This is a genomic window from Catellatospora sp. TT07R-123 (genome assembly GCF_018327705.1).
GTDB lineage: Bacteria > Actinomycetota > Actinomycetes > Mycobacteriales > Micromonosporaceae > Catellatospora.
Genome location: NZ_BNEM01000001.1, coordinates 3002175 through 3028426, shown reverse-complemented (window position 1 = coordinate 3028426; position 26252 = coordinate 3002175). Strand labels below are relative to the sequence as shown.

General features: G+C 69.4%; 21 protein-coding genes, 2 tRNA genes and 1 pseudogene. 9 read left to right on the top strand and 15 right to left on the bottom strand.

Features of this window, described 5'->3' with window-relative positions:
- The first annotated feature begins 66 nt into the window (after window positions 1–66).
- Window positions 67–963, top strand: a complete 897-nt coding sequence (locus Cs7R123_RS12880; RefSeq protein WP_212826373.1) for a hypothetical protein — start codon at window positions 67–69, stop codon at window positions 961–963.
- On the opposite strand, the pseudogene Cs7R123_RS41085 reads toward Cs7R123_RS12880, so the two are convergent.
- A pseudogene (locus Cs7R123_RS41085) lies at window positions 846–1246 on the bottom strand (hypothetical protein). The gene Cs7R123_RS12880 and the pseudogene Cs7R123_RS41085 sit on opposite strands and share 118 nt — an antisense overlap.
- Window positions 1247–1413: 167 nt before the next feature.
- Here Cs7R123_RS41085 and Cs7R123_RS12870 point away from each other — a divergent pair.
- Both Cs7R123_RS12870 and Cs7R123_RS12865 read left to right on the top strand, forming a co-directional pair.
- Window positions 1414–1489: transfer RNA gene (locus Cs7R123_RS12870), tRNA-Asn, on the top strand.
- A gap of 288 nt (window positions 1490–1777) precedes the next feature.
- Window positions 1778–1851: transfer RNA gene (locus Cs7R123_RS12865), tRNA-Ile, on the top strand.
- A 485-nt stretch (window positions 1852–2336) separates the two neighbouring features.
- Here the strand turns inward: Cs7R123_RS12865 and Cs7R123_RS40150 are convergent.
- Window positions 2337–2621 (bottom strand): hypothetical protein, encoded by a 285-nt coding sequence (locus Cs7R123_RS40150; RefSeq protein WP_244871791.1) that lies wholly within the window; start codon window positions 2619–2621, stop codon window positions 2337–2339.
- Between the two features lie 12 nt (window positions 2622–2633).
- Between Cs7R123_RS40150 and Cs7R123_RS40145 the strand changes: the two genes are divergently transcribed.
- The 5 genes from Cs7R123_RS40145 (at window position 2634) to Cs7R123_RS12840 (ending at window position 12335) form a co-directional block, all read left to right on the top strand.
- Window positions 2634–2843: a hypothetical protein gene (locus Cs7R123_RS40145; protein ID WP_244871790.1), complete on the top strand. Its 210-nt coding sequence runs from the start codon at window positions 2634–2636 to the stop codon at window positions 2841–2843.
- 249 nt (window positions 2844–3092) lie between these two features.
- Window positions 3093–4631, top strand: coding sequence for a class I SAM-dependent DNA methyltransferase (locus Cs7R123_RS12855; protein ID WP_212826369.1), 1539 nt, complete (start codon window positions 3093–3095; stop codon window positions 4629–4631).
- A complete protein-coding gene (locus Cs7R123_RS12850) occupies window positions 4628–5791 on the top strand; it encodes a restriction endonuclease subunit S (RefSeq protein WP_212826367.1) in 1164 nt (387 codons plus the stop codon). Before Cs7R123_RS12855 ends, Cs7R123_RS12850 begins: the two co-directional genes overlap by 4 nt.
- Window positions 5792–5834: 43 nt before the next feature.
- Window positions 5835–9248 carry a DEAD/DEAH box helicase family protein gene (locus tag Cs7R123_RS12845; RefSeq protein ID WP_212826365.1) on the top strand — a complete coding sequence of 1138 codons (3414 nt, stop codon included), beginning with the start codon at window positions 5835–5837 and terminating at the stop codon, window positions 9246–9248.
- A gap of 930 nt (window positions 9249–10178) precedes the next feature.
- On the top strand, window positions 10179–12335 hold the full coding sequence (locus Cs7R123_RS12840; RefSeq protein ID WP_244871789.1) for a ricin-type beta-trefoil lectin domain protein: 2157 nt from the start codon (window positions 10179–10181) through the stop codon (window positions 12333–12335).
- A gap of 167 nt (window positions 12336–12502) precedes the next feature.
- Here Cs7R123_RS12840 and Cs7R123_RS12835 read toward each other — a convergent pair whose 3' ends face one another.
- From Cs7R123_RS12835 to Cs7R123_RS12775, 13 genes are read right to left on the bottom strand one after another with little or no spacing between them, the layout of a single operon-like run.
- A complete protein-coding gene (locus Cs7R123_RS12835) occupies window positions 12503–13591 on the bottom strand; it encodes a discoidin domain-containing protein (RefSeq protein WP_212826362.1) in 1089 nt (362 codons plus the stop codon).
- A 2-nt stretch (window positions 13592–13593) separates the two neighbouring features.
- On the bottom strand, window positions 13594–14145 hold the full coding sequence (locus Cs7R123_RS12830) for a phage tail protein (protein ID WP_212826360.1): 552 nt from the start codon (window positions 14143–14145) through the stop codon (window positions 13594–13596).
- Between the two features lie 3 nt (window positions 14146–14148).
- Window positions 14149–16101 (bottom strand): putative baseplate assembly protein, encoded by a 1953-nt coding sequence (locus Cs7R123_RS12825; protein WP_212826358.1) that lies wholly within the window; start codon window positions 16099–16101, stop codon window positions 14149–14151.
- 3 nt (window positions 16102–16104) lie between these two features.
- The gene (locus Cs7R123_RS12820) at window positions 16105–16506 is read right to left on the bottom strand and encodes a GPW/gp25 family protein (RefSeq protein ID WP_212826356.1); all 402 of its coding nucleotides are present in this window, start codon (window positions 16504–16506) and stop codon (window positions 16105–16107) included.
- Entirely contained in the window at window positions 16506–16898 is a 393-nt protein-coding gene (locus Cs7R123_RS12815; RefSeq protein WP_212826354.1) for a PAAR domain-containing protein, read from the bottom strand. The genes Cs7R123_RS12820 and Cs7R123_RS12815 overlap by 1 nt, the downstream gene beginning before the upstream one ends.
- Window positions 16899–16907: 9 nt before the next feature.
- Window positions 16908–18623, bottom strand: a complete 1716-nt coding sequence (locus Cs7R123_RS12810; protein WP_212826352.1) for a VgrG-related protein — start codon at window positions 18621–18623, stop codon at window positions 16908–16910.
- 3 nt (window positions 18624–18626) lie between these two features.
- Window positions 18627–19313: a LysM peptidoglycan-binding domain-containing protein gene (locus tag Cs7R123_RS12805; protein ID WP_212826350.1), complete on the bottom strand. Its 687-nt coding sequence runs from the start codon at window positions 19311–19313 to the stop codon at window positions 18627–18629.
- Window positions 19310–19762, bottom strand: coding sequence for a phage tail protein (locus tag Cs7R123_RS12800; protein ID WP_212826348.1), 453 nt, complete (start codon window positions 19760–19762; stop codon window positions 19310–19312). The genes Cs7R123_RS12805 and Cs7R123_RS12800 overlap by 4 nt, the downstream gene beginning before the upstream one ends.
- Before the next feature lie 8 nt (window positions 19763–19770).
- A complete protein-coding gene (locus tag Cs7R123_RS12795) occupies window positions 19771–22749 on the bottom strand; it encodes a hypothetical protein (protein ID WP_212826346.1) in 2979 nt (992 codons plus the stop codon).
- Window positions 22750–22752: 3 nt separating this feature from the next.
- Window positions 22753–22899 (bottom strand): DUF6760 family protein, encoded by a 147-nt coding sequence (locus Cs7R123_RS12790; RefSeq protein ID WP_212826344.1) that lies wholly within the window; start codon window positions 22897–22899, stop codon window positions 22753–22755.
- Window positions 22896–23321, bottom strand: a complete 426-nt coding sequence (locus Cs7R123_RS12785; protein ID WP_212826342.1) for a hypothetical protein — start codon at window positions 23319–23321, stop codon at window positions 22896–22898. The genes Cs7R123_RS12790 and Cs7R123_RS12785 overlap by 4 nt, the downstream gene beginning before the upstream one ends.
- Window positions 23321–23764, bottom strand: a complete 444-nt coding sequence (locus tag Cs7R123_RS12780; protein WP_212826341.1) for a phage tail protein — start codon at window positions 23762–23764, stop codon at window positions 23321–23323. The genes Cs7R123_RS12785 and Cs7R123_RS12780 overlap by 1 nt, the downstream gene beginning before the upstream one ends.
- A 13-nt stretch (window positions 23765–23777) precedes the next feature.
- Entirely contained in the window at window positions 23778–25436 is a 1659-nt protein-coding gene (locus Cs7R123_RS12775) for a phage tail sheath subtilisin-like domain-containing protein (RefSeq protein WP_212826339.1), read from the bottom strand.
- Between the two features lie 172 nt (window positions 25437–25608).
- On the opposite strand from Cs7R123_RS12775, the gene Cs7R123_RS12770 reads away from it, so the two are divergent.
- Entirely contained in the window at window positions 25609–26247 is a 639-nt protein-coding gene (locus tag Cs7R123_RS12770) for a DUF4157 domain-containing protein (RefSeq protein ID WP_212826337.1), read from the top strand.
- Window positions 26248–26252: the final 5 nt, after the last annotated feature.

Sequence of the window (26252 nt, the reverse complement as noted above, 5' to 3'; positions counted from 1 at the left end):
TCTATTTGTCTGATGTGGATCAGGCGAGTACCTTCTCGGCAACATGAGGCCGTGCGGAGGTGACCGATGCGCCTACGACACCCCGACGGGCAGACCGTGCATGTGGCCACGGTGGTCTCCGTCGAGAACGTCAAGGACGTGCGCGGCCTCCTGCGGCGCCTGGACACCGCCGTCGTGCCCCAGCGGCAACGCCTGCTCGCCGACGTGCTCAGCATCAGCCTGCGGCTCGGCCCCATCCTCGCCACCACGCTCGCCTCGTCCATCGGGCTGCGCCGCCGCCTGCGCACCGAACTGGCCAGCCGCAGCCTCGAAGTCGTTACCCTCGACGCCGGAGCCGAGGCCACCCCGGCCGACGGCACCTGGCGCAGCTGGTGGCTATACACCCTCGACCTGGCCCGGGTGCTGGTCGACCTCATGCCCGAGGACAGCAACCACGGGTCCGTCTCCACCACGCTGCCCCGGTTCGGCACCGACCAGGCCGAGACCCACCGCGAGATAGCCGCCCGGCTGCTCAGCGACCTCAGCGCCGGGCTCACCGAGGTCGCCTGGCACACCGGCCGCCTCGTCCGCGTCGCCGTCGAAGCCGCCCCGCAGACCCTGGTCTCCGGCTCCCAGGACATCGTCGCCCTGCTCGACCGCGCCGACCCGTCCCGCATCGGCGCCTGCCTCAGCCCGGCCCACCTCATGCTCTCCGCCGAGAGCGCCACCCAGGCCGTCACCCGGCTGCGCCGCGCCCGGCTCTCCGTCGTCAAGGTCCGGCTCGGCCGCCACGACGACCCGGAGCAGGCCGAACTGGCCCGCACGATGCTCGCGGCCGTGCTCGGCGGCCCGCACGCCGACTGCGATCACCTCGAAGTCGACGACGTGGCCGAACTCGACGCCGCTCGCGACGAGCTGGGCGTGGTCGGGCTCGACGGAGCTGCTGACCCGCCGCTGCCGGGCATCGGCCGCGCCGCCGCCTGACCCACTTCGCGCAAGTTGCCGGGCAGTCGGGCGTTTCCGGCACCGCCATACGCCCGACTGCCCGGCAACTTGGCTGCTAGACGTGCTGGTTGAGTTTGCGCAGGCCCTCGTCGTAGAGGCGCGCGGCTTGCGCCTGGACCACCCCGGCCGCCTCCTGCACCGTCGGGTGATCCATCACCTTCCGGGCGGTGACGACCAGTTCGTCGTACTTCTCGCGACCGGCACGAGTGCCGACCACGTACCCGACCGCCGCACCGGCGGCGAACCACCACAGCTTGCTCATCGTGGCTCCTGTCCTCGATCGCGTATTGTGTCCCATCCTGCCTGGTGTGCGCGTTCCGCGACACCGGACGGGCCGGGGTTACCCGTTTGCCATACCCGGGGTGGTGTCCTGTAGTCTTGTCGAGGCACGCCGCCGCGGAGAGATCCGAAGCGACGTGACAGGCACATTCCCCTGTAGCTCAATTGGCAGAGCAGCCGGCTGTTAACCGGCAGGTTCTTGGTTCGAGTCCAAGTGGGGGAGCCAGTCAGTCGAGGCCCGGACCGTATGGTCCGGGCCTCGACTCGTTCCCACCCGCCCCCGGCCCCGCTCCCCGTCCCCTCGCGCGTCGCGTCGCGTCGGCTGGGGCAGTTTCGGGGAAAGTGCTGGAATCATGAGGCGAATTCGTGCAGTTTCCCCGAAACTGCACGAACGATCGCGTCCCCGGCGGCACCCGGCGGGCACCGGCAAGGCGTTGGCGCGGTGCAGGTTGATCGGGTATGAAGACAGCGGGCCGTAGCGGTTACGCTAGTGCCCGCCGGCCGTGGCCGGCTCGGGGCGGTAGCTCAGCAGGTTAGAGCAGGGGACTCATAATCCCTCGGTCGCGGGTTCGAGTCCCGCCCGCCCCACCGTTGATTAGCGGCGGAAATGCGGGTCACCGGAACCTCAGGCGATCTTGTGTGACATGTTCGAGCAGCGGACGCGGTCGCCGTCGAGCGGTTCACCGGTGCCGTTGCGAGGTTGGTATTGGCCGGTTCGAGCCGGACCGGGTTGCGGCGTTGTGTGCCCGCCAGCGGGCTAATCGCCGAGTCATGCACCTGGCGCCATTTGGGCTGTCAGCCGCTCAAACCCGGTAGCCTGGTAGGCGAACCGCACTTCGGAAACTTCAGCACAAGCGCGCTGGTCAGCCGGTGCGATGAGCTGCCCGAGTGCGAACGCAACGGCCTGGCGCTCCTGGGCGGTGAGTACGGCCTGGTGGCGTCAAGGCTCAGTCGCCAGGCGAACGAGCGTGACGCCAAACGTGACGCGAAATGGTGTGGTCGGAGTGGAACCCAGAGGTCAACGTGTCACGATGCGAAACCATAGTGGCTGCTAGGTGGTGTAGTCGTCGCGTTCAAGATGACTCATAATCCCTCGGTCGCGCGGGTTCGAGTCCCGCCCGCCCCACAACCCGCACCATTGTGCGAAACGATGGGTCGGTCGAGAAATCGACCGGCCCATCGTTGTCTTGATCGAGTTGTTCGAGTGGGATCTTGTAGACCGGGGTGAGGGTGCTGCCCTGGATCTTGATCTCGGCGACGTGGGTTTCGATGACGGCTTTGCGCTGACCTGGGGTGCCGTGGTGCAGCACGTCGGCGAGTTCCTGACGTAAGCGCTCGATCGCCTTCGGGCTAGGCATTGCTGGCAGGGCGTGGCGGAGCTGGTGGAGTTCGTCGTGGCGGGCTCGGAGCTGGTCGAGCTTGAGGGTCAGGTCTTGGATGCGGTGGCCGCAGGTCCGTTCGTCGAGGGTGCCGTTCTCGAACGCGGTGAGGTAGCGGTCGACGGCCGCTTCGGCGGTGCGGATATGTCCGGTGATGGTGTCGAGTTCGGCTTGGTGCCGGTCGGTGCCGTCGGCGCGTAGCGTCCGCTCGGCCGTGACTGCGTCGATGATCGGGTCCGGTTTGCGGAAGAAGTCGATCAGTCCTTCGGCGATGGTGCCGTCGAGCAGGTCGGCGCGGCACTCGCCGGAAGATCGTCTGACAGGCAGAAGTGAGACAACCTATGGCATCGGGACAGAACTCCTGCGAGGGGCACCATCAGCCGATCCCGTGACGGGAGCGACCCGGTAACGTGTGGGTCCAAGCATGCACTGAGGTGGGGAAGACGCTACGTGATCACTGGTGAACTGAAGAGCAAGATCGACCGAGTCTGGGACGCCTTCTGGTCGGGTGGCATCTCCAACCCGCTTGAGGTCATCGAGCAGATCACATACCTGCTCTTCATCCGGCGCCTGGACGATTTGCATACCCTTGAGGAGAACAAGGCCAACCGGCTGGGCATGCCGATGGAGCGCCGGATCTTCCCGGAGGGCAGTGATGACCAGGGACGCAAGTACGACGACCTGCGCTGGTCGCGCTTCAAAAGCGCCGCGCCGAGGGAGATGTTCGAGATCATCGGCGAGCGGGTCTTTCCGTTGCTGCGGACCCTCGGCGGCGACGGGTCGACGTACTCGCAGCATATGAAGGACGCCCGGTTCACCATCCCCAACCCGGCGTTGCTGTCCCGTGTGGTCGACATGCTCGACGGCGTCCCAATGGACGACCGGGACACCAAAGGTGACCTGTACGAGTACATGCTCAGTAAGATCGCCACGGCCGGACACAACGGCCAGTTCCGCACCTCGCGCCACGTCATCCAGCTGATGGTCGAGATGATGGCCCCAGGCCCGCGCGACGAGATCTGCGACCCGGCCTGCGGCACCGCGGGCTTCCTGGTCGAGGCCGGAGAGTACGTCCGTCGCACACACAGCAGCGTCCTGGTCGACGCAGAGCAGCGGAAGCACTTCCACGAAAGCATGTTCCACGGCTTTGACTTCGACGGCACGATGCTACGAATCGGCAGCATGAACATGTTGCTACACGGCGTGGAAAACCCAGACATTCGGTACCGCGACTCGCTCGCCGAGAACGTGAGCAGCGAGGCGGAGAAATACTCGCTCATCTTGGCCAACCCGCCGTTCGCTGGCAGCCTTGATTACGAGAGCACGTCGAAGGACCTCCAGCGGGTCGTCAAGACCAAGAAGACCGAACTGCTGTTCCTGGCGTTGTTTTTGCGGCTGTTGAAGCCGGGCGGCCGGGCGGCGGTAATCGTGCCAGAGGGTGTGCTCTTCGGATCGAGCACGGCAAATAGGGAGTTGCGTCGTATATTGGTCGAGGACCAGAAGCTCGACGGCGTAATCAAGCTCCCCAGCGGCACCTTTAAGCCCTACTCCGGTGTCTCCACGGCAATCCTACTCTTCACCAAGACCAACAGCGGCGGCACCGACCACGTCTGGTTTTACGAAGTCACCGCAGACGGCTGGAGCCTGGACGATAAGCGGACCGCGCTACTGCCCGATGGCAAGCTTGGCCCAGTGCCCACCGTGGACTTCGGCGAGGAGGACCACGCGAAGAACAACCTGCCCGATGCGCTGGTCCGCTGGGCGCAGCGTGACAGCGACGAGCTAAAGCGGGCGCGCACCGAGCAGAGCTTCTGCGTGCCGAGGGCCGACATTGTCGAGCAGGGCTACGACCTTAGCCTCAACCGCTACAAGAAGGTCGTCCACGAAGAGGTCGAGCATCGGTCTCCGCTCGAAGTTTTGGCGGACCTGGAACGCCTTGAGTCCGAGATCCAGCAGGGCATGTCCGACCTCAAGGCGATGCTCGGATGAGCGGCTGGGAAGTGGTATCCCTTGGTGAGGTCGCCACAATCGCGAGAAAAACCGTTGAGCCGAGTGACGTAGGGGATGTCACCGCCTACGTGGGACTTGAGAATATCAAGCGCGGCGGCGCTTTGGTTAATGTCAAGACGGTTGGCGATGCCGACCTTATGAGCACAAAGTTCCGGTTCACCAACGAGCAAGTCCTTTTCGGAAAACTCCGCCCTTATCTTGCCAAAATTGCTCGCCCCAATTTCAGCGGCGTGTGCAGTACAGATATTCTTCCTATCTCTCCGGGTAGCCGACTCGATCGCGATTATTTCGCCCACTTTCTTGCTCATCCCCGCATAGTCGCGCTGGCCGCATCGAGGGCAACCGGGGCGAATCTTCCACGGCTGAGTCCTACAGAACTAGCGAAGTTTCCATTGCCTCTCCCGCCGTTGCCCGAGCAGCGGAGGATTGCGGAGGTGCTGGACCAGGTGGATGCGCTGCGTACCAAGCGCCGGGAAGCCTTCGCCCACATCGACGACCTTACCCAGTCCATCTTCCTCAGCATGTTCGGAGACCCACGAACGAACCCGAGGACTTGGACATCTTGCGAACTTTCGGCACTGGTGGCGCCGTCTGACCGCATCAACTATGGCGTGGTTCAACCAGGCGATCAAGACGATGCTGGAGTTCCGATCGTAAGAGTGGGCGACCTCATGGGGGGGCGCGTTAACCGCTCATCGCTGAAACGCATTAGCCACTCTGTCGAGAGTCAGTACAGTCGGTCGCGACTTCGAGGCAACGAGATCCTAATTAGCTGCGTTGGCTCTATCGGAAATGTCGCCGTAGTTGGTCCTGAAGATATCGGCTCCAACATCGCGCGAGCGATCGCTCGGGTACCTGTGGAGAACGAGACTACACGGAAGTACGTTGCTGCTTATCTGAGAACATCGGCGGTACAAGACTACTTCACTAGCGAACTTCGCACAGTTAGCCAACCGACGCTCAACATAAAGCAAATCGCAGAGACGCGAGTACTACTACCGCCCATCGAACTACAAGGGGAGTTCGCTAGCCGCGTGACCGCCGTGAGCCTACTAAAGGCGAGGCAACAAGGGCACCTCGACGACTTGGACGCATTGTTCGCGTCGTTGCAGGATCGGGCCTTCCGGGGTTTGCTCTGACGTGAGATGATCGAGCGCTGTTAACTTTGGGGGCTGGCGCTCGATGAGCAACTTCGCGTTCCTGCGGGCCGAGTGGCCTGAGCTGTTCAATGAAGCCCTGCGGGCCGAGAGCCATACTGTCGCCGACCCGCGGGCTTCGTGCTTCTATGCCCGGCGCACCCTCGAACTCACCCTCACCTGGCTTTACCAGGCCGACAGCAGCCTCAATCAGCCGTACAAGAGCGACCTTTCGGGGATGATCTACGAGTCGTCCCTGCGTAGCCTGGTCGGGTCGACCCTTCAGGCCAAGATGGACATCATTCGCAAGCAGGGCAACGCGGCAGTTCACAAGACCACGCCGATCAAGTCCACCGATGCGCTGCCGGTGGTCCGGGAGCTGTTCCACGTCCTCTACTGGGTGGCTCGGCATTACACCCGTGACCCGGCGGCCGTTCCGGGCAGCGCGATTGCCTTCGACCCGAATCTGATCCCCCGACCCGTTCCCGCCTCCGTCCGGCAGCAGACCCAGGCCGAGTTGAAGGAACTGGCGGCGAAGCTCGCGGCCCAAGATGCTGCCCTCGCCGCCGAGCGGGAGAAGAACGCCAGCCTCGATGCGGAACTGGCGAAGCTGCGGGCCGAGATTGCCGCCGCCAAGGCCGCCAACGAATCCCGGCCTGACGACCACGACTACGGCGAGGCACAGACCCGGGACCTCTTCATCGACTTGCTGCTTGGCGAGGCCGGCTGGCCGCTTGACCAGCCGCGCGACCGGGAGTTTCAGGTAGCCGGGATGCCCAACAACCAGGGCGTCGGCTACGTCGACTATGTCCTTTGGGGTGACGACGGCAAGCCGCTGGCCGTGGTCGAGGCCAAGCGCACCCGCCGGAACGCGACCGTGGGTCAGCAGCAGGCCAAGCTCTACGCCGACTGCCTCGAAACGGTGTACGGCCAGCGGCCTGTCATCTTCTACACCAACGGCTACGAGACCTGGTTCTGGGACGACACCGGCTATCCTCCGCGTGAGGTGCAGGGCTTTTACACCAAGTCGGAGCTGCAGCTGCTTATCCAGCGGCGCAGCACCCGCCGGCCGCTGGCGGAGGTGCCGATCAACACCGGCATCGTCGAGCGGTACTACCAGCAGCGCGCCATCCGCGCCATCGGTGAGGCGTTCGAGGTGCGCCGGCAACGTCAGGCGCTCGTCGTCATGGCGACCGGCGCTGGCAAGACTCGGACCGTTATCGCGTTGGTCGACCTGCTGATGCGGGGCAATTGGGCCAAGCGGGTGCTCTTCCTCGCCGACCGTAAAGCGCTGGTCAACCAGGCGGTCAACGCCTTCAAGGCCCACCTCCCCGAAGTCGCCACGGTCAATTTGGTTACCGAGAAGGACACCGAGGGGCGAGTCTACGTTTCGACGTACCCGACGATGATGGGTCTCATCAACGAAACCGCGAGCGGCGTGCGGCGGTTCGGGACCGGCCACTTCGATCTGATCATCATCGACGAGGCTCACCGGTCGGTCTACCAGAAGTACCGCGCCATCTTCTCGTACTTTGACGCCCTGCTCGTCGGGCTCACCGCCACACCACGCAACGAGATCGACCGCAACACCTACAGCCTCTTCAATCTGGAAGACGGCGTGCCTACCGACAACTACGACCTCGAAGAGGCAGTCGCGGAGGACTTCCTCGTCCCGCCCCGGGCCGTATCGGTGCCGCTCAAATTTCAGCGGGACGGGATCCGCTACGACGAACTGACCGAGGAGGAGAAGGACTACTGGGACTCTATCGACTGGGGCGACGACGGTCCGCCGGACAACGTCGACCGCGATGCGGTCAACAAGTGGCTCTTCAACGCCGACACCGTCGACAAGGTACTGGAGACGCTGATGACCCACGGTCACCGCGTTGCCAGCGGGGACCGGATCGGCAAGACGATTATCTTCGCCAAGAACAACGACCATGCGGACTTCATCGCGAAGCGCTTTGACGCCAACTACCCCGAACACGCCGGCCACCTTGCCCGGGTCATCACCCACAAGACTGAGTACGCGCAGAACCTGATCGACGACTTCTCGGTCAAGGACAAGGCCCCGCACATCGCCATCTCGGTCGACATGCTCGACACCGGCATCGACGTACCAGAGGTCGTCAACCTGGTCTTCTTCAAGATCGTGAGGTCGAAGACCAAGTTCTGGCAGATGATCGGCCGAGGCACCAGGCTCTGCAAGGACCTCTATGCCCCGGGGCAGGACAAGCAGGACTTCTTCATCTTCGACTTCTGCCAGAACTTCGAGTACTTCAACCACAGTCCCAAAATGGTTGAAGGCTCTCTCAGTGAGTCGCTCACCGAGCGCCTGTTCAAAGCGCAACTCGAACTGATCTACCGACTCGACCAACGGCTTCCCGAGGGCGCGGAGCCGGAGTCGGACGGCACCAAGAGCGAGGCCGGGCTGCGCTTGGACATCGCCCACCAGCTCCACAGCCGGGTCGCCGCCATCCACCTGGACAACTTCGTCGTACGCCCGCAGCGGCGCACGGTCGAGTACTACGCCGACTTCATTCACTGGAACCGGCTGAGCGCGGAAGCGATCGACGAGATCGGCAGCAAGCTCGCTGGGTTGCCGACTGCGGTCCGAGACGAGGACGAGGCCGCCAAGCGCTTCGACCTGATCATGCTGCGGCTTCAACTCGGACAGCTCGACGTGGAGCCCGCCTACGAGCGGCTGCGCAAGCAAGTGCAGGAGATCGCGTCGGCGCTGCTAGAGCAGACCAGCATCCCGGCCATCCACGAGCAGCAGCAGCTCCTGGACGAGGTGGCTGGCGACGAGTGGTGGCAGGATGTGACCCTGCCGATGCTGGAACTGCTGCGCCGCCGGATGCGCTCGCTGGTCAAGCTGATCGAGCGCTCCAAGCGGACCATCGTTTACACCGACTTTGAAGACCAGCTCGGAGAGCTCACCGAGGTGACCCTCACAGGGGTCAGGGTCGGCACCGACTTCGACCGGTTCCGCGCCAAGGCCCGGGTCTACCTGCGCGATCACGAGGACCACCTGGCGTTACACAAGCTGCGCCGCAACAAGCAGCTCTCCGTCACGGACCTAGCCGAGCTGGAACGGATGCTGGCTGAGAGCGGCGTGGGCGCGGCCGAAGACATCGATCAGGCGCGCCGCTCGGCGGACGGCCTCGGCCTGTTCATCAGGTCACTTGTCGGGCTGGACAGGGCAGCCGCGACGGAGGCCTTCGGGGAGTTCCTCGTCGGGCGGACGCTGAACGCAAACCAGATCCACTTCATCAACATGGTGATCAGCCACTTGACCCAGAACGGGGTCATGGAGGTGGGCAGGCTCTACGAGTCCCCGTTCACCGAGATCGCGCCACAGGGACCCGACTCGCTCTTCCCTTCGGTCGACGTGGACCGGCTGATCACCATCCTCAAGTCCGTCCGCGCCACCGCTGCACCGGTCTACGAGGCGGCGTAGTCCATCGACATGTAGCTCGGCCGAGCACTGGGCGGGTTCGAGCTGCGGCGGAGGATCTTTCCGGCGTCGGCTATGACTGATGTCGATTCGGCCAAGCGGCGTGCCGCCGCAGGCACCTGCCTCTCTCATACTCCTTGCGCCTGCCGCGATGATGAGGGACTACGGCGTCACCTGGCAGTTTCTACGGGTAGCGGATCACCGGCGATCAGTATGCGCGATTTCGCATTCTGCCGCGCCCGGCCCACCCACTCATCGGCGGGCGGAATACTGCCTGCCGTCGTGCGGCAACGTCGATGACGTTCAGGGCCTGTCGAACAACGAGCTCGGCCGGGGTAATGCGCGGCCTGAGCGTGTGACCGGGGTATCCGGCCTGACCCGCTACGCCCAGGTGGAGACGGGCGAATCATGACAACGTTGTCCATGTCGGGGAGCGCTCTCACGCAGGTGACCCGGAGCCCGGGACGGTCATGAGGATGTCGGCAGGGGTGTCCCGCAGTCGTATGTCCGTGTCTGGTGGACACCTCCGTCGAGACTCCCTGTTCGCGACCCGTGGCATCCTCCGGGGCGGTGTGGTCGTGGTGGTGATCGATCGGATTTATTGCTGGTGTTCGCGCTTCTCCTCGACCCACTGGGTGACTCGGGGAGAGATGGGAATGCTCTTCGGGCGTTGTCCGAGCTTCCTCGGGCCTCGGCGATAGATTGGCAGTCGTCGCTACTTGACACTTAAGACGGCCCGCCGTAACACTGTAGAAACTTTAAGAGAGCGCTCTCCCGCGCGGGATTGCTCGCCGTTCACCATGCCGGATTTCCGGCAGCTGACCCCACGTCGCGCCGCGACAGCGGTCGCGTCCTCCCTGCGGGGAGGAACAGAGAGCGGGTAGACATATGAGAACCGCAGCAAGATCGCTTCGAATCGGACTGCTGACGCTGATGTTGGCGGCCACGGGTGCCACGTACAGCCTCGCCGTCCCCGCCGAGTCGGCCTACGCCGCCGTGGTCGGCGACCCCATCACCGGGCCGGGTGGGAAGTGCGTCGACGTCTCCGGTGACGACACCGGCGTCAACGGGACGGCGGTCCAGCTGTGGGACTGCCAGAGCGCGGCCGCCGACCAGCACTGGAGCTGGAGCGGCACCGCCCTGACGACCATCGGGCGCTGCCTCGACGTCACCAGCGGCGGCACCGCCAACAGCACCCCGCTCCAGCTCTGGGACTGCAACGGCACCGGCGCCCAGCAGTGGGTGCAGCAGGCCGACGGCTCCATGCGCAACCCTCAGTCCGGCCGCTGCATGGACTCTCCAGGCGGCGCCACCGCCAACGGCACCCGCCTGACGATCTGGGACTGCAACGGCACCGGCGCCCAGAAGTTCTCGCTCGGGGTGGCCACCGGCTCCTGCCCGACCTACTCCGACACGCCTGACTTCGGGCCCAACGTGCACATCTACGACCACAGCATGAGCGATGCCACCATCCAGGCTTCGCTGAACAGCATCTTCGAGGCGCAGAAGAGCACCGCGACGGCGCAGTTCGCCACCCGCCGCGACGCGGAGCTGTTCAAGCCCAGTGCCACGCCGTACACGGTCGGGGCGAACATCGGGTTCAACACCTCGATCCACGGCCTCGGCCTGAACCCTGACGACACCCGCATCAACGGTGCGGTGACCGTCGACGCGTTCAACGCCAGCGATGCCGGCAACGCCACCCAGAACTTCTGGCGGGCCGCCGAGAACCTGTCGGTCAACACCCTCGGCGGCACCAACCGCTGGGCGGTCGCGCAGGCTGCGCCGTTCCGGCGGATGCACGTCATCGGCGGCCTCAACCTCTTCCCGGCCAGCTACGGCTGGGCCAGCGGCGGCTACATCGCCGACTCGAAGATCGACGGCAATGCCGAGTCGGCCTCGCAGCAGCAGTGGTACACCAGGGACAGCACGCTGGGCAGCTGGAGCGGCTCCAACTGGAACATGGTCTTCTCCGGGGTCAACGGGGCACCCGCGAACAACTTCAACACCGACCCGGCGGCCGGCCCCCGCTACACGACGCTGGGCACCACGCCGGTCTCCCGCGACGTCCCGTACCTGTACCTCGACGGCGCCGGCAAGTACCGGGTGTTCCTGCCGTCCCTGCGGACGAACGCGTCCGGACCGAGCTGGGCGGGCGGCTCGACACCGGGCAGCTCGCTGCCGATGAGCACCTTCTTCGTCGCCCGCCCCAGCGACTCGGCGGCGACGATCAACACGGCGTTCGCCAACGGCTGCAACGTCTTCTTCACCCCGGGCGTCTACCACGTCAACCAGACGCTGCACGTCACCAAGGCGAACACGGTCGTCCTCGGCATCGGCTATGCCACGATCATCCCCGACGGCGGGGTCAACGCGATGGACGTCGCCGACGTCGACGGCGTACGGATCAAGGGCCTGCTCTTCGACGCCGGGACCACCAACACCGACACCCTGCTCAAGGTCGGTCTGGCGAAGACGTCCGTGTCGCACGCGGCCAACCCGACCACGATCCAGGATGTGTTCTTCCGCATCGGCGGCATGGTCGCGGGCAAGGCGACGAACAGCCTGGTGGTCAACACCAACAACACCATCGTCGACCACACCTGGGCCTGGCGTGCCGATCACGGCAGCGGCGTCGGCTGGGCGGTGAACACCGCGGACAACGGACTGACCGTCAACGGTGACAACGTCCTCGCGACGGGTCTGTTCGTCGAGCACTACCAGAAGAACGAGGTGGTCTGGAACGGCGCCAACGGCCGGATCATCTTCTTCCAGAACGAGATGCCGTACGACCCGCCGAACCAGGCGGCCTGGATGAACGGCTCGCAGAACGGCTACCCGGCCATCAAGGTTGGCTCCGGCGTCACCACGTTCGAGGCCTGGGGTCTGGGCAGCTACTGCTACTTCAACGTCAACCCGGCGGTGGCCTCGGCCCGTGCGTTCGAGGTGCCCGCGGTCGCCGGGGTGAAGTTCCACAACATGGCGGTCGTCTCCCTCGGCGGCGTCGGCACCATTTCCCGCGTCATCAACAACACCGGGGCGGCGGCGAACTCCACCACCAACAACGTCTACCTGGTGAACTTCCCCTGACCGGGCAGACGGTGACCTGATCACCGTAAGGGCGGCCGGCTCGATTCCCCGAGCCGGCCGCCCGCGGGTGTCGCGCAGCCGGGTTTCCGGACGATGAGCAGAAACCGGCCACAGCGCGATCCACGGCTCGCGCCGGGTGCGCTTCTTTCGTCGAGGTCTGAGCCGTCCTACGGGGCGATGTAGAACACGACCTCCCGCATCGCGACGGCCTGGTCGTGCGGGCCAGACTCGGTGGCGTCGTAGGTGGACAGGATGTCCAGCCTGATCCGGTGCGCGGGCTGCGGCGCGTCGATCCGAACCTGCTGCAGGGCGGGCGTGTCCTCCAGGGTGTGCTCGGCGCAGGGCCCGTCGTCGACGCTGACGCAGATGAGCCTCGGCCGGGGCCGCTGGTTGAATTCGCTGGTGGTGCCGCCGGATTCCACCGTCATCCGGACCACCCGCACGCCCTCTGGGGCGTCCAGATTGAAGGTGAGCGAAGGCCGGCTGTCGTTGTCGGCCGCCGACCAGTACGACCCGGAGTCCCTGTCGAGCAGGTACTCCGGCCCCGCGTCCGGCCCGGACGAACTGGCGCCGGGAGTGATCGCGCTGCTCGACAGCGCGATACCGGGCTCATCCGGCGGCAGGTTGGGTTCCGGACTGGGCGACACCCTGGGCGGCGGATGGAGCGCGGAGGGGGCGGCGGCGCGGGTGGTGGCGACGACCGGGGTTCCCGGCTTGTGGAGCTTCGTCGAGGCCCAGACCGCCAGGGCCGCGCCGCAGGCCAGCACCATGACGCTCAGGATGATGACACCCGCCACGATCGGCCAGCGCCGCCGCCGGCGCGGCCCGGTGACGGGCGGCATCGGCGCGGTCGGCGTGAGCGGCGGCGCGGCCCCGTTGAGCTCGTTGCCGCAGTGCCGGCAGAACGTACGGCTGTGCTCGTTGCCCCAGCCGCACCTGGCGCAGACGCGATCGCCGGGGCGCACCTGCGGCCCGGTCGGCTCGGGCGGCGGTTCCGGCCGGACGGTCTGCTGGGCGACCGGCGGCTGCGGCTGGTACGGCTGCGGTGTCACGGGCTGCGGCGTGACGGCCTGCGGCGCCGTCGGCGTCGGCGGCGGTGGGATCGGTGCCGGTGGTGGCGGTGGGGTCGGTGCCGGTTCGGGCACCGGCTGCTCCTGCACCGCTCCGTCGAAGGCCAGGTACGCCCCACAGCCGGGGTTGGTGCACCACTGGTCGGCGTCGGTGTTGTGATGGCCGCACTTCTTACAAATGATCATCTCTACGCCACCGTCAACGTGCAGGGCAGATGGGCGGGTTTGGCGGCGGCCAGCGCGACCGCCACGACGTGCTGGTCCACCAGCGCCGGATCGGGTGCCCGGATCCGTACGGCCAGCTTCGGCACGTCCTGTCCGGGCAGCGGTGCCGCCGGATCGGTGGACCAGGACACGCCGCCGGAGTCGGCGACGTCGACGTCCTCGACCGGCACCCCGGCCGCGACGGCGACCTCGGCCGCGATCGCCGCAGCCGTACCGATCCGGCGCAGGGTGCCGCCCGCGGCGGCGATCGCGCCGCGCCAGCGCTCGTCGACGGCACCGCTGGGCAGGGTGCTCGGATGGGTGGACACCCACGAGCCCAGCCAGCGCAAGAAGTCCGGCGGGGCCAGCAGCGGATCGAAGTAGGCGGGCAGGTTGTCCAGCACGCTGAGCACCGGTGCCAGCACCTCGTCGCAGGCCGCGGTGAGGCCCTGCGCCATCTCGTCGACGAGGTAGACCGAGGGCAGCCGCTCGCCCATCGGATAGGGGCTGAGCAGCCCGGAGACGGTCCCGCGCATCGGCTACTCCTCCACTTTCAGCACATGCTGGTATCCGAACGCCAGCGCGTTGCCGGCCACCTCGATACGCCGCACCGCCTCGCCCCGGCGGCCGGTGACCGCGTCGGCGGGGAACAGCTTCACGTCCTCGACCAGGTCCACGCCCGGCACCTGCTGAAGCACCGCGAAGATCTCGCCGATGTGCACCGAGCGCCCGTACGGCCAGCCGGTCCCGGCCGGGCCGCCGACCAGCGGATGCAGGTGGCGGTGCAGCGCGCGCAGCGCGGCGGGCTCGATGTCGGCGGCCCGGCGGCCGGGCCGGGCGTGCAGCGTCGCCACCACGGTGACGGCCTGGTAGACCGGCGGCGCCACCAGCACCCGGGTGCCGACGATCCGGCGCGGTTCGAGGTAGGCCGCGATCGAGGACAGCAGCTCGGCGTCGGGCACCAGGTCCGCGAAGGACATCGGCCCGTCGGCGCCGACGTTCGGCACGACCAGCACCCGGACCGCCTCGTCGCCCGGCGACACCGGCACGCACGTGACCCGGCCGACCTCGGGCGCGGCCTGCCGGGCCAGCTGCTCGTAGTCGGCGGCGGTGACCGCCCGGTCCCGCGCCCGCAGCGCCAGCGGCGCCCGCTCGCGCATCTCGTCGATGGTCTCGCCGTCGACCCCGCCGACCGCGGCGCGCCGGTTGTCCACCTCGCCCCGCAGGTACGGCAGCGACGTCTTCAGGACCGTGATCAGGTGCGCCGCCACGTTGCCCGCGGCGCCGCCCCCGGCACGGTAGCCGCGCACGCGCAGCCGGGCGCCCTTGGCGGGCACCGCGCCGAACCCGCGCAGCGAGCCGTCGGACTGGCGCACCGCCGGACCGAACTGCACCTCGCCCGCCAGCGCATCGATGCGGAACACGGGATCGTCCGGCCCGGCGGAGGCGAAGTCGTCGACGAGCTGCCAGGCACGCCAGCCGCCGTCCCCGCCGGTGTCGTCGCGGCCGACCTCCAGCACCGGCGCGGGCTCGTCGGGGATGACCGGATGGCGGGTCAGGGGGAACCGCTGCCCCGCCACGCCGGTCGAGACGCCCAGGTCCTCGGCGTCGACGACGGTGGCGTGCACGGCGTGCGCCGTACCCCCGATGGTGTGTGCCCGCGCCGAGGTGAGCCGCGGCGAGTCGCTGTATGCCTTCTGGCCCTCGACGGTCGGGACGACCCGGCAGCGCAGCCAGCCGGCCTGCCGCCCGGCCAGCATGGTCGAGGCGTGCCCGGCCGGCACGTGCAGCAGCACGTCCCCGGCGATGTTCAGGCCACCGGTGTCGTCGCGCTCGACGTCGCAGGGCCGCCAGCCGTCCGCCGTCCACGCCTCCCAGGCCAGCGGGGGCCAGCGCGGGTCGACGCCGTGCCCCTGGATCTCGCAGTCCAGCCGCAGCGCCGCCAGGCAGCGCGGCACCGCCGCGGACAGGCCGATCAGGACGCACTCGTCCGGCACCGGCGGGGTGGAGAAGCACAGGAACGGCATGGCCCGGTCCAGGTCGGAGGTGCGGTCCACGGCCTGGCCGGCGCCGTCGACGGTGGCCAGCGCCGACAGCTCGCACGGCACGATGTCCAGCGCCTCCACGGTGGTGAAGACGGCCGGGTCGGCGTCGTCGACGCGGCGGGTCGAGGCCTGGGTGCCCGCGGGCACGGTGACCGTCGCGGGGCGCGGCGCGGTCAGGCGGAACGTGATGTCGGCCCGCGCCGCGGTCGGCGGGAACGGAACTATCCCCATCAGGTCGAGGAACCGCAGGTAGAGACGGTCGGGGACGCGGTTCAGCCGGTACAGCACGATGTCGGTCATCCAGGCGAACAGCTCCAGCAGGGTCACCCCGGGGTCGCTGACGTTGTGGTCGGTCCAGCCCGGACAGCGCTGCTGCACCAGCCGTTTCGCGTCGTCGACCAGGTCCTGGAAGCTGCGGTCGTCCAGCCGCGGCGTGGGTGTCGTCACCGGTCACCGCCCTTCGGCGGAGATCGCGTAGAAGGGGAACACCAGGTTGCGCGGGTCGTTGCGCCCGTGCGCGGTGTACCGGACGTCGATCAGGACGGTCCCGGCCGCACCGGGATCGTCGCTGATGCGTACGTCGTGCACGTCGATGCGGGGCTCCCAGCGCCCCAGCGCCGTGCGCACCGCGTCGGCCAGCCCGCCCGCGGTGGTCGCGTCGACGGTGTCGAACACCATGTCGTGGATGCGGCAGCCGAACTCCGGCCGCATCGGGCGCTCGCCGAGCGCGGTGCCCAGGATCAGCCGGATCGACTGCTCCAGGCGGCGGTCGCCGCCGCTGAGGCGTACCCGCCCGGCGGCGTCGGCGGCAAGCGGGAAGTGCCAGCCCCGGCCGATGAAGTCGCCGGTCATCACGGTCCCACCAGGACCGTGGCGGCCGAGGCGACCAGCGTGCCGGGAGTGCCCGTGCACAGCGTCACCGGACTGGAGGCGGTGGCCACCGGGCGGCCGCCCGCGAGCACGGTCGCCGACCCGGAGACGATGACGCCGCGCTGCATCGGCGGGACCATGAACGGGTCGCTGACGTGCAGGCCGACGTGCGGCGGGGTGTTGATCCCGCTCGCCCCGGCGACCAGCACCGGCTTGCCTCCCACCAGCACCGACGGCACCGCCCCGGTGATGACCGGCGCGGAGAACGGCATCGGCGGTCCGGGCTGGGGGATGCCGCTGGCCGGATTCGGGATCTGGTGCAGCGGACAGGTCCCGGTGATCCGATCGCCGAGCACCGCGGCCGGTGCGCCCATCGCTCCTCCTCAGTTCAACTTGATCGGTGTACCGGTGACCTCGACCGGCCCGGACGCCTCGACCTTGACCGTGGCGCCCTTGAGCCGCAGCTGGCCGCCCGCCTGGATGGTGGCGTTGCCGCTGGCCTTGACCGTCACCTCGGTGCCGCTGATCTCGACGGCCCCGTCGGCGGTGATCCGGATGCGCCGCTGCGTGCCGTGCAGCGAGATCCGCAGCTTGCCCTGCTCGGCCAGCAGCGCCACCCCGGAGTCGGCGGCGTCGTCGAGGAAGACCAGCGAGTGCCCGCGCCGGGACACGAAGCCCCGGCGGCGCACCGCGCCCGTGGTCGCGTCGATCAGCTTCTCGCCCAGCTGCGGGGTGTCGACGCCGTTGTAGAGGCCGCCCAGCACATACCCGTGGCGCAGGTCGCCCTGCTCGAACGCGACGAGCACCTCGTCGTCGACCTCCGGCAGCATCACCATGCCGCGGCGGGCGCCCGCGCCCGCGGAGACGACCCGCAGCCAGTCGGAGGTGTAGTCCTCGGCCAGCCACGGGAAGCGCACCTTCACCCGGCCCTGGTCCAGCGGATCGGCCACGTCGGTGACCATCCCGGGCACCACGCCGCCGGTGCGCGGCTGCGGTTCGGCGGAGCCGCCCGCCAGCGCCAGCAGCGAGCGGTCCTGGCGCCCGCTGGCGTTGAAGGACACCGCGTACCCGTCGCGCGCGTCGTAGCGGTGCCGGGTGCGGGTGAGCGTGTACCGGCCGTCGAACGGCGACCCGGCCAGGCCGATGCTGACCGGGGTGCCCGCGCGCAGCCGCGCGTTGCCGCGGGCCAGCCCGGCCAGCTCCGCGAAGGCGCCGGCGACGTGGTCCGCCGCGGCCTTCGCGGCGGTGTCCACTTCGGCCTGCGTACGGTACGGCGGGTCGGTGAGCACCAGCCGGTGGCCGCCGAACTTCGCCGCGACCGCGGCCGGGTCCGCCCCGTTCACGACCGAGGCCGTCTTCGCGGGTGCGACCGCGACCAGGGGCTTCTTCGTGCCGGGGTCCCAGCCGCGCACCTCCACCTCGGCGACCTGCTCGGCGGCGGAGACCCGGGCGTTGATCCGCAGCAGCTCGTCGCCCAGGCGCAGTTGCAGCGCCCCGGCGGAGTCGAGCGTGCCCGGTTCGGGAGCCTTCGCGGCGGCGGCGGGCGGCCGGAAGTGCAGGCTGCCGTCGACGACGCTGACCTCGTACCCGACCTCGCGGGCCAGGCGCTGGAGGAACTGCCAGTCCGTGGTGTTGTCCTGCGCGACCCGCTGGTGGATCGGCCTGGTCGGCTGGATGTCGCCCTCTTTGAGTTTGTTGCGCCTGGCCACGGCGCGGGCGCAGTCCGCGTAGCTGACGTCGCTGTGGATCTCGCAGCGGCGCCCCAGGAACAGGCGGTGCGACAGGTCGTACCCGGTGGCCACGGTGCGGGTGCCGGCGCCGTCGATCTCCAGTGCCACGGCGGTGATCTCGCCGGTGAGCAGCAGCACCGGGCCGGACTCGCCCGACGGCTGCACGCTGATCTTCACGGTGGCCCCGAAGGTGAGGCCCGCCTCGGCCAGCAGGGTGCGGCCCGGGTCGCGGAAGGACAGCTCGAAGCTGTCCGGCACGTGCAGGTTGTCCTCCACCACGACACTGTTCATCGCGGTGCTGACCTCGGGGGCCAGCTCCTTGCCGTCGATCTCGACGAGGAACTGCTGGGAGTTGTGCTGCTCGGCCATGCCTCACCCCGCCGGGAGCAGGAGCCGGGTGCCGGGCGCCAGCCGCAGCGGGTCGTCGACGCCGTTGGCCTCGGCGATCTCCCGCCAGCGGGTCGGGTCGCCGTAGGCGGCGTACGCGATCGACGGCAGGCTGTCCCCGGCGATCACCGTGTGCGCGTGGGTGGCCCGGGTGCTGCCGGAGGTGGGGTTCTGCCGGGAACCGGGCAGCGGGATCTCCTCCAGCGTCAGCTGGCAGACCGCCCGCAGCGGGGCGCCGCTGGGCATGAACAGCGTGTACTTGGCGCTGACCTGCTTGACGAAGGCCACGAAGGTGATCGTCTCGCCCCAGCCGAGCTGCACGAACGGCGGCAGCGGCTTCATGCCCGCGGCCAGCGTCGACGGCAGCGGCTCGGCGCACGCCAGCAGCGTCTCCACCGACTTGGCCACGTCGATCACCAGGTCCGGGTCGGTGGCGTCGAAGAACATCTCCACCGAGATCGAGCGCGGGCCCGACCCGTTGAACTCCGGCGCCGCGGCCGACTTGGCGTTCTTGGACGATTCGCGGCTCCAGTTGGCGCTCTTGGTGACCGTGTACTCCTTGGGATTGAAGGAGAACGTGAGCTTGTCGACGCCCTTGACCGTGGTGGGGCCGCCGGGCCCCTTCACCGTCGGCTCCAGGAACTTCAGGTACGCCTTGGCCGGGCCGGTCATGCGCCCGCCCCCTGCATGAACCCGTGGTGCGCCAGCTCCAGGGTCTCGGTCGCCACCTTCGCGCTGTCCACCGACAGCGACGGACCGGTCCAGCGCACCGGGATGACACCCGTCAGATGCCAGGCGTAGACGATGGTGCCGTCGGCGGTCATCGCCTGGATGGTCGCGGTGGTCCGCTGCACCACGCCGCCGAATCCGGCGAACCATACGGCGATCTTCTTGGTGTCGGCGTCGACGGGCCGGGTCAGCTTGATGTTGGTGTACTTGATCCGCCCCGGGAGCTGGTGCACGAAGCTGTTGTTGCCGCCCTCCTCCCGCTGCTCGATGACGACCTCGCAGCCGATGCCGTCGCAGGCGGTGAACGCGCCCAGGTCACGGCCGTCGACCTTGACCCAGAAGCAGACCGCGACGGCGGGATCGGGGGTGGACGGAGCGGATGGCTTGGTCATGTTCCTCCTCAGCGCAGGCCGGTGGCCAGACCGGACCGCTCGCGGTCGCGGCGCAGCTCGTCGCCGAGCCGCTCGCGGATGCGGTCGTAGAGCCGCGCGGCCAGGTCGTCCAGGCCGGCGGGGGTCAGTGCGCCCGGCGGCAGCCCGCCCGGCTGCGGTCCGCCCGGCGTGGCCGATCCCGCGCCGGGCGCGCCAGCCGCAGCCGGTGCGCCGGTCAGTCGCTGCACCGCGGTGGGCGGCGGTGCGTCGGTGGGCGCGTCCGCGGGCGTGTCTGCGGGCGCGTCGGCGGGCTCGTCGGCCCAGGTGAACCGGACCCCGTCACCGTCGGCGACCGCCAGGCCTGTGCCGAGCGCCGCCGCGCCGGGATCGGCCGCTAGCTCGGCGAACCGCTGCACGGCGGGCACCACCGGGTCGGCTGCGGTCGCCGTCGCGCGCCGCCACGGCAGCGTCGCGGGTATCGCTGGCACCGGCTCGACCGGGGCCGCGGCGGCGGGGCCAGACCGGGCGGACATGGCAGAGTGGGCGAGCACGGTGTGCAGCGGCTGGCGGGCCAGCACCGGCCGATCGGGCGGCGGCAGCGGCGTCCGGTTCTGTACCAGTTCCCGGCTCTGTGCCAGTTCCCGGCTCTGTGCCAGTTCCCAGCTCTGTGCCAGGTGCCGGTTCTCCGGCAGTGACCGGTTCTCTTGCAGTGACCGGCTCTGTTGCAGTGACTGGTTCTCTGGCAGTGACTGGTTCTCTGGCAGTGGTCGCGCCTTCCCTGGCAGTGGTCGCGCTGAGGGTCGTGGGCCGGGCGGTGGTGCCAAGATCGAGGAGACCGGCAGGTCGCTCGGCGCGGAGTCGGCCGTCCGCTGCACGGTCGCCGGCCGCGGCGCCGGGCCTGCTGAGATAGGGCTGAGCGCGGTCGTGGCATCGGCGCTGGTGTGCGCCGTCGCCGTACGCGACCCCGCCGAGTGGGTGTCGGCGGATGCCGTCGGGCCGGGTGGCGTCACGATGGCGGGCAGGTCGGAACCGCGTATCGCGCCTGGTCCGGCTGTCTGAGGGCCGGTCTCGGCATCGCGGTGGGCGCTCAGGGCCGCGTCGGGCGCCCAGGTGCCGAGCAGGGCCGTGTCTGCGGCGGTGGCCACGACGAGGGCCGTGCCAAGTCTGGTCGGGGTGTCGTCGGCGGTCGGAGCGGTGTCCGGACTGCGCAGGGAACCGCTGGGGATCGCCGGTGCATCGAGGGTGGCGCGCTGGATCCGGGAGGGACGGTCGGTGGCGGGTCTGTCGAACCGGTCGGCGTGGTCGGCCGCGAGGGTGTCGACGGGCGGGCGGGGTGTCATCGACGGCGAGAGCGTTGCGGCTGCGGGGAGCGCGGCGGCTGGGTGGTGCGATGCGGCCTCGCCGTGCGATGCGGCTTCCCAGTGCGGTGCGGCTTCCCAGTGCGGTGCGGCCGCGTGGGTCGGTGCGGCTTCGCCGTGCGGTGCGGCTTCGCCATGCGGTGCGGCCTCGCCGTGCGGTGCGCCCTCGCCGTGCGGTGCGGCTTCGCCGTGCGGTGTGGCTTCGTCATGCGGTGCGGCCGTGTGGGGCGGTGTGATCACCGTAGGTGTTCTCGCGATGTCGGTGAGCAGGCGTTGTGCCACGGGCACAGCGGCCGGTCCGGCGGTCGTCGCCAGATCTTGTGCGTTTTCTGTCGCTGGAGCGACGGAAAGTGCACAAGATCTCGAAGCGGTGAGCGCCGGTCCCAGCCGTGGACGCTGCGGTCCCCGGGTCAGATCAGGTGCCGGATGCGGTGCGGCGTCGTCGGGCTCGGTCTGCACGGGCACGTCGCCGCCTGCGACGGACCCGTCCGGCGCCGTCACCCCGGCGACCCCATCGGGTTCGGGTTCGGCTTCGGTGGAACCGGTGAGCGGGACGGCTCCGGCCGGGCCGGGGAATCCGGTGCTGCGGCTGTGTGCGGCGGTCGGCAGACCCGCGGCCGCCCGGTCACGTCCTGCCGTGGCGGGCTCCGTGCTGACGGGGGGTGTCGGAGAGCCGTCGCCGAGACCGGCCGGTGCCACGATGACGGCTGGGTCGCCGCCGGGCGCAGCCGTGGACGCGGGCCGGTCGCCGCTGCCGGTCCTCGAAGTGATGCGGGGAGCCGCGTCGCCGGGGCGCGGCCCGGTCGCGGCGGAGGCGGCGGGCTGCGATTTGGGCGCGGCGGGCTGGTCGCGGCGGAGGGTCTGCGCCGTGGTCACGGGTACGACGTCGGGCAGGGGCGTGGTGGGCAGATCCCGCTGGTAGGCGGCGGGCATGTCACCGCTGGCGAGCGGCGCGACCGAGCTCACGGCGTGATCGGACCGGCCCGCCACCGGCGTCGCGACATCGCGGGCAGCGGTGGGGAGCGGTGGCGCCGGGATCAGCCCGGCGTGCCCGGACGTGTCGGCTGTCCAGACCGCGGCCGCGGGTTCGGAGCCTGCCGCACCGGACGGTGGGAGTGGGGTGGGCAGGTGTTCGTGGAGCGAGGTCGGTGGCGGTGCCTGGGGTGGGAGTGGGGTGGGCAGGTGTTCGTGGAGCGAGGTCGGTGGCAGCGACTGGGGTGGGAGTGGGGTGGGCAGGTGTTCGCGGAGCACGGTCGGTGACGGCGACTGGGGTGGGAGCGGGGCGGACAGGTGTTCGCGGAGGACGGTCGGTGGCAGCGCCGCCTGCGGTGGCAGTGGGCGGGCCGGGACGGGCCGGTCCGCAGCCGCCTCCCGGCGCTGCACCGGTCCCGGTGTGCCGGTGGGCGGTGCGCCGGTGGCCGGTGCGGGCGGCTGCTGGGCGGGTGGCAGGCCGACGGCGTGGCCGAGCGTGCCGGTCAGCATGGTCGGCCGGCGGGTGACCAGGCCGTCGGCGAAGGCGGGGCCGAGCGCGGCCAGCGGCATGGGCCCGGTGACGGGCGCCAGCGCGGGCAGTTCGGCCCACGCGCGGGGCGTGGGCCGTGCCGTCGGCTCCTCCGGCGCCGGCCGCCGGAACCTGCTCCACCAGCCCACCGCCTACCTCCCGGTGTCCCAGTCGCCGATGATGCCGACGAGGCGGCGCCGGTCGGCGTGTTCGAGGTCGAGGATGTCCTGCAGCGACCAGCCGAAGCGGCACGCCACCGTTGCGATCTCCTGCCAGAGCTGCTCAGGCGGGTGCCTCACGATTCCCCCAGGCGGCTGCCGGCCGTGTCGACGGTGAAGCCGTGCCCGCAGCCGGGGCAGTTGACGTCGGCGCGGGTGTGGCCCTCGGCGTTGACCCGGCGGTAGAGGTCCTGAAGGAACGCCAGGTCGGCGGCGAACAGGTTCTCGACCACCCCGGCGTGGATGTCGGTGACGGCACCGAGCCGGGTGACGACGCGGGCCAGCAGGACGACCGACAGGTAGCCGGGGTTCTCCCGTACGCGGTCGTCGCGCAGCGGGACCAGCTCGTCGCGGGCCGTCGCCAGCCGCATCACCCCGTCGCGGTGGACCGCGCCGCCGCTGTCCACATAGCCCAGCGGGAGGGTGAAGCCGAATTCGGTGACGAGCTGGTCGCGCGGGGTGTCGGCCTGCCTGGTGAGCACCGCGCCGATCACCCGGCGCATCAGCCGACCTCGATGCGCTCGTACGTGATGGCGAGCTTCTCGGTGAGCAGGGACGTGTCGCCCGCCTTCAGGCTGCCGATCTCCAGGCTCTTGGGCCAGGCGTTCACCAGCTTGTATCGCTTGATCTCCGCGCCCTCGAAGTCGTAGATGATGATCGAGCCGCCCTTGCGGGCGTCCTGCATCTTGCCGAACTGGCTGTCCTTGACCCACTTCGAGAAGCTCTGGTCGGCGGTGAGGCCTCGCGTCAGCGTGACCTCACCCGCCTTGGGGCGGCCGGGCAGCCGTTTGATCTCGTACTTGCCGTCGTTGGTGTTCTGCTTGAGGTCGATGACGTCCTGCTCGATCTTGAGCCCGGTGACCTCGGTGATGGCCTTGATGGTGATGCCGTCGAACTCGAGCCCGAAGGAGTGCCCGACGGCGGTGTCGCGTTCCGGAAGTCCCATGACCTCTCCTCACTCACTCGCTGACCAGGCTGGCGCCGCCGGAGAACTGGGCCAGCCGGAAGACCACGAATTCGGCCGGTTTGACCGGGGCGACGCCGATCTCGCAGATGACCTGGCCGAGGTCGATGCTCTCCGCGAGGTTGGTCTCCTCGTCGCACTTGACGTAGAACGCCTCGTCCGGCGTCAGCCCGAACAGCGCGCCGCGGCGCCACTCGTTGACCAGGAACGCGCTGATGGTGCGGCGCAGCTTGGCCCAGAGCGCCACGTCGTTGGGCTCGAACACGGCCCACTGCGTACCGCCGAGGATGCTCTCCTCCAGGTAGTTGAACAGCCGCCGGACGTTCAGGTAGCGCCACGCGGGGTCGCTGGACAGGGTGCGCGCGCCCCACACCCGGATGCCGCGCCCGGGGAACGACCGGATGCAGTTGATGCCCACCGGGTTGAGCAGGTCCTGCTCGGCCCGGGTGAGCTGGAGCTCGGGTGCGAGCGCGCCGCGTACGACCTCGTTGGCCGGTGCCTTGTGCACGCCCCGGGTGTCGTCGTTGCGGCCCCAGACGCCGGCGACGTGCCCGCTGGGCGGCACCATGATCGGCTGGCCGCGTACCGGGTCGAGCACCTTGATCCAGGGCCAGTACAGGGCGGCCTGCTTGGAGTCGTAGTTGGCCTCGCCCATCCGCCACTGCTTGATCTGCTGGGCGTTGAGGCCGGGCGGCGGGTCGATGATGGCCACCCGGTCGCCCATCAGCTCGCAGTGGGTGAGCATCGCCTGATGTACCGCCTGGACGCCCTGCAGGTCGATCTGCCCCTGCTGGTACGACGCCATCAGGTCCGGCACGGCGAGGATGGTGACCTCTTCCACGGCCTCCAGCCCGGCGAACCCGGTGCGGTCGGCGGAGTCGCCGACGTAGTGCTCCGGCCGGGGCGTGCCGCCGTTCGTGGCGACGACGGGGGCCGGCGCGGACGCGGCCGCGGCCACCACCACCGCGGCCGAGCCGCCGGACAGCGCCACGGTGCCCGCCTGCGGGCGGGTGACGGCGCCGACCGGCTCTTCGAGCGCGATCAGCTTGGACTGCGCGTTGACGACGGTCGCCACATTGGTGCGGCCGGGCCGGGTCGACACGGTGAACTGCTCGCGCTGCTGCTCGCGGCGTACGGTGATCTTGAAGTCCTCATCGGTACCGCCGCCGCCCTTGCCGCCCTTGTCCGGCGCGCCCTCGCCGCCCTCGGGCGACTCGGCCGCCTCGACGTCGATCTCGATCGCGTTGCCGCCGGGACCGGGTTTGAGCGCGCGCACCGGGTACGCCCCGAGCATGCCCGTCGCCGCCTGCGGCGGCGCGTCGGCTGCCGGGCCGTCACCGTCGGCACCGTTCGTGCCGCTCGCGCCGTTCGTGCGGTTCGCGGCGGCGCCGTCGCCGCCGATGCGCACGATGTAGCAGCTGCCGCCACCGTTGGCGAAGTAGCCGTACACCGCGTGGGCCAGGTACGAGCCCTCGGCGAAGTCGCCGAACGCGTTGGTGAACTGGTTCCAGTTGGTCACCAGCGTCGGCGCGTTCACCGGTCCCTGCGTGGCCAGGCCGACGAACGCGGCCACGGCGGTGCCGACGCCTTCGATCGGCCGGGAGGACGCCTCCAGTTCCTCGACGTACACACCGGGTGACAGATAGGGAGCCATGACCCTGCCCTTTCTCGGCCGACGGTGACCCGCTCACCGGTCTGGTGTGCTCACCGCGGCGGTGGCGGATGACGGAAGCCCGGGGCCCGAAGGGGAAATGTCCGGAAGCTACCCGCCACCAAGGCTAGCTGCGGAAACATAGGGGTGTGAGGCAATTCTCTAAGGAGCCGTCATGCATGAGCAGGAGATGTCGCCGCAGCACGCGACCCGCCCCGCGAAGGTGCGGGCCGACGGCGCCGGCACCGCGCCGCCGCACCGCGAACTGCTGACACTGCAACGTTCTGCGGGCAACGCCGCGGTCGCCGCGGCCCTTGAGGACACCGAGCAGCAGCGCTCGCCGGTGCTCGACGTGATCGGCCACGGCGGCGGGTCACCGATGCCCGCCGGGCTGCGGACCGACATGGAGTCCCGGTTCGGCGGCGCTGACTTCTCCTCGGTACGGCTGCACACCGGCGGTCCGGCCGCGGACAGCGCCGCCAGCGTGCAGGCGCAGGCGTACACGGTCGGCGACGAGATCGTCCTCGGCGCCGGGCGCGAGGACGTGCACAGCGACGCGGGCCGGCACACCGTCGCCCACGAGCTGACCCACGTGCTCCAGCAGCGAGGCGGGGCCGTGGACGGCACCGAGCAGGGCGGGGGCGTGCGCGTCTCCGACCCGGGTGACCGGTTCGAGCGCGCCGCCGAGGCCAACGCCGCGGCGGTGCTGGCCGGTCCGGGCGCCGTGCAGCGCCATGAGGAGGACGCGGCCCCGGCCGCACCGGACGTGCAGCGCCAGGGCCCCGAGGAGCCGGAGGAGGAGGTCCCGGCCTGACCGGC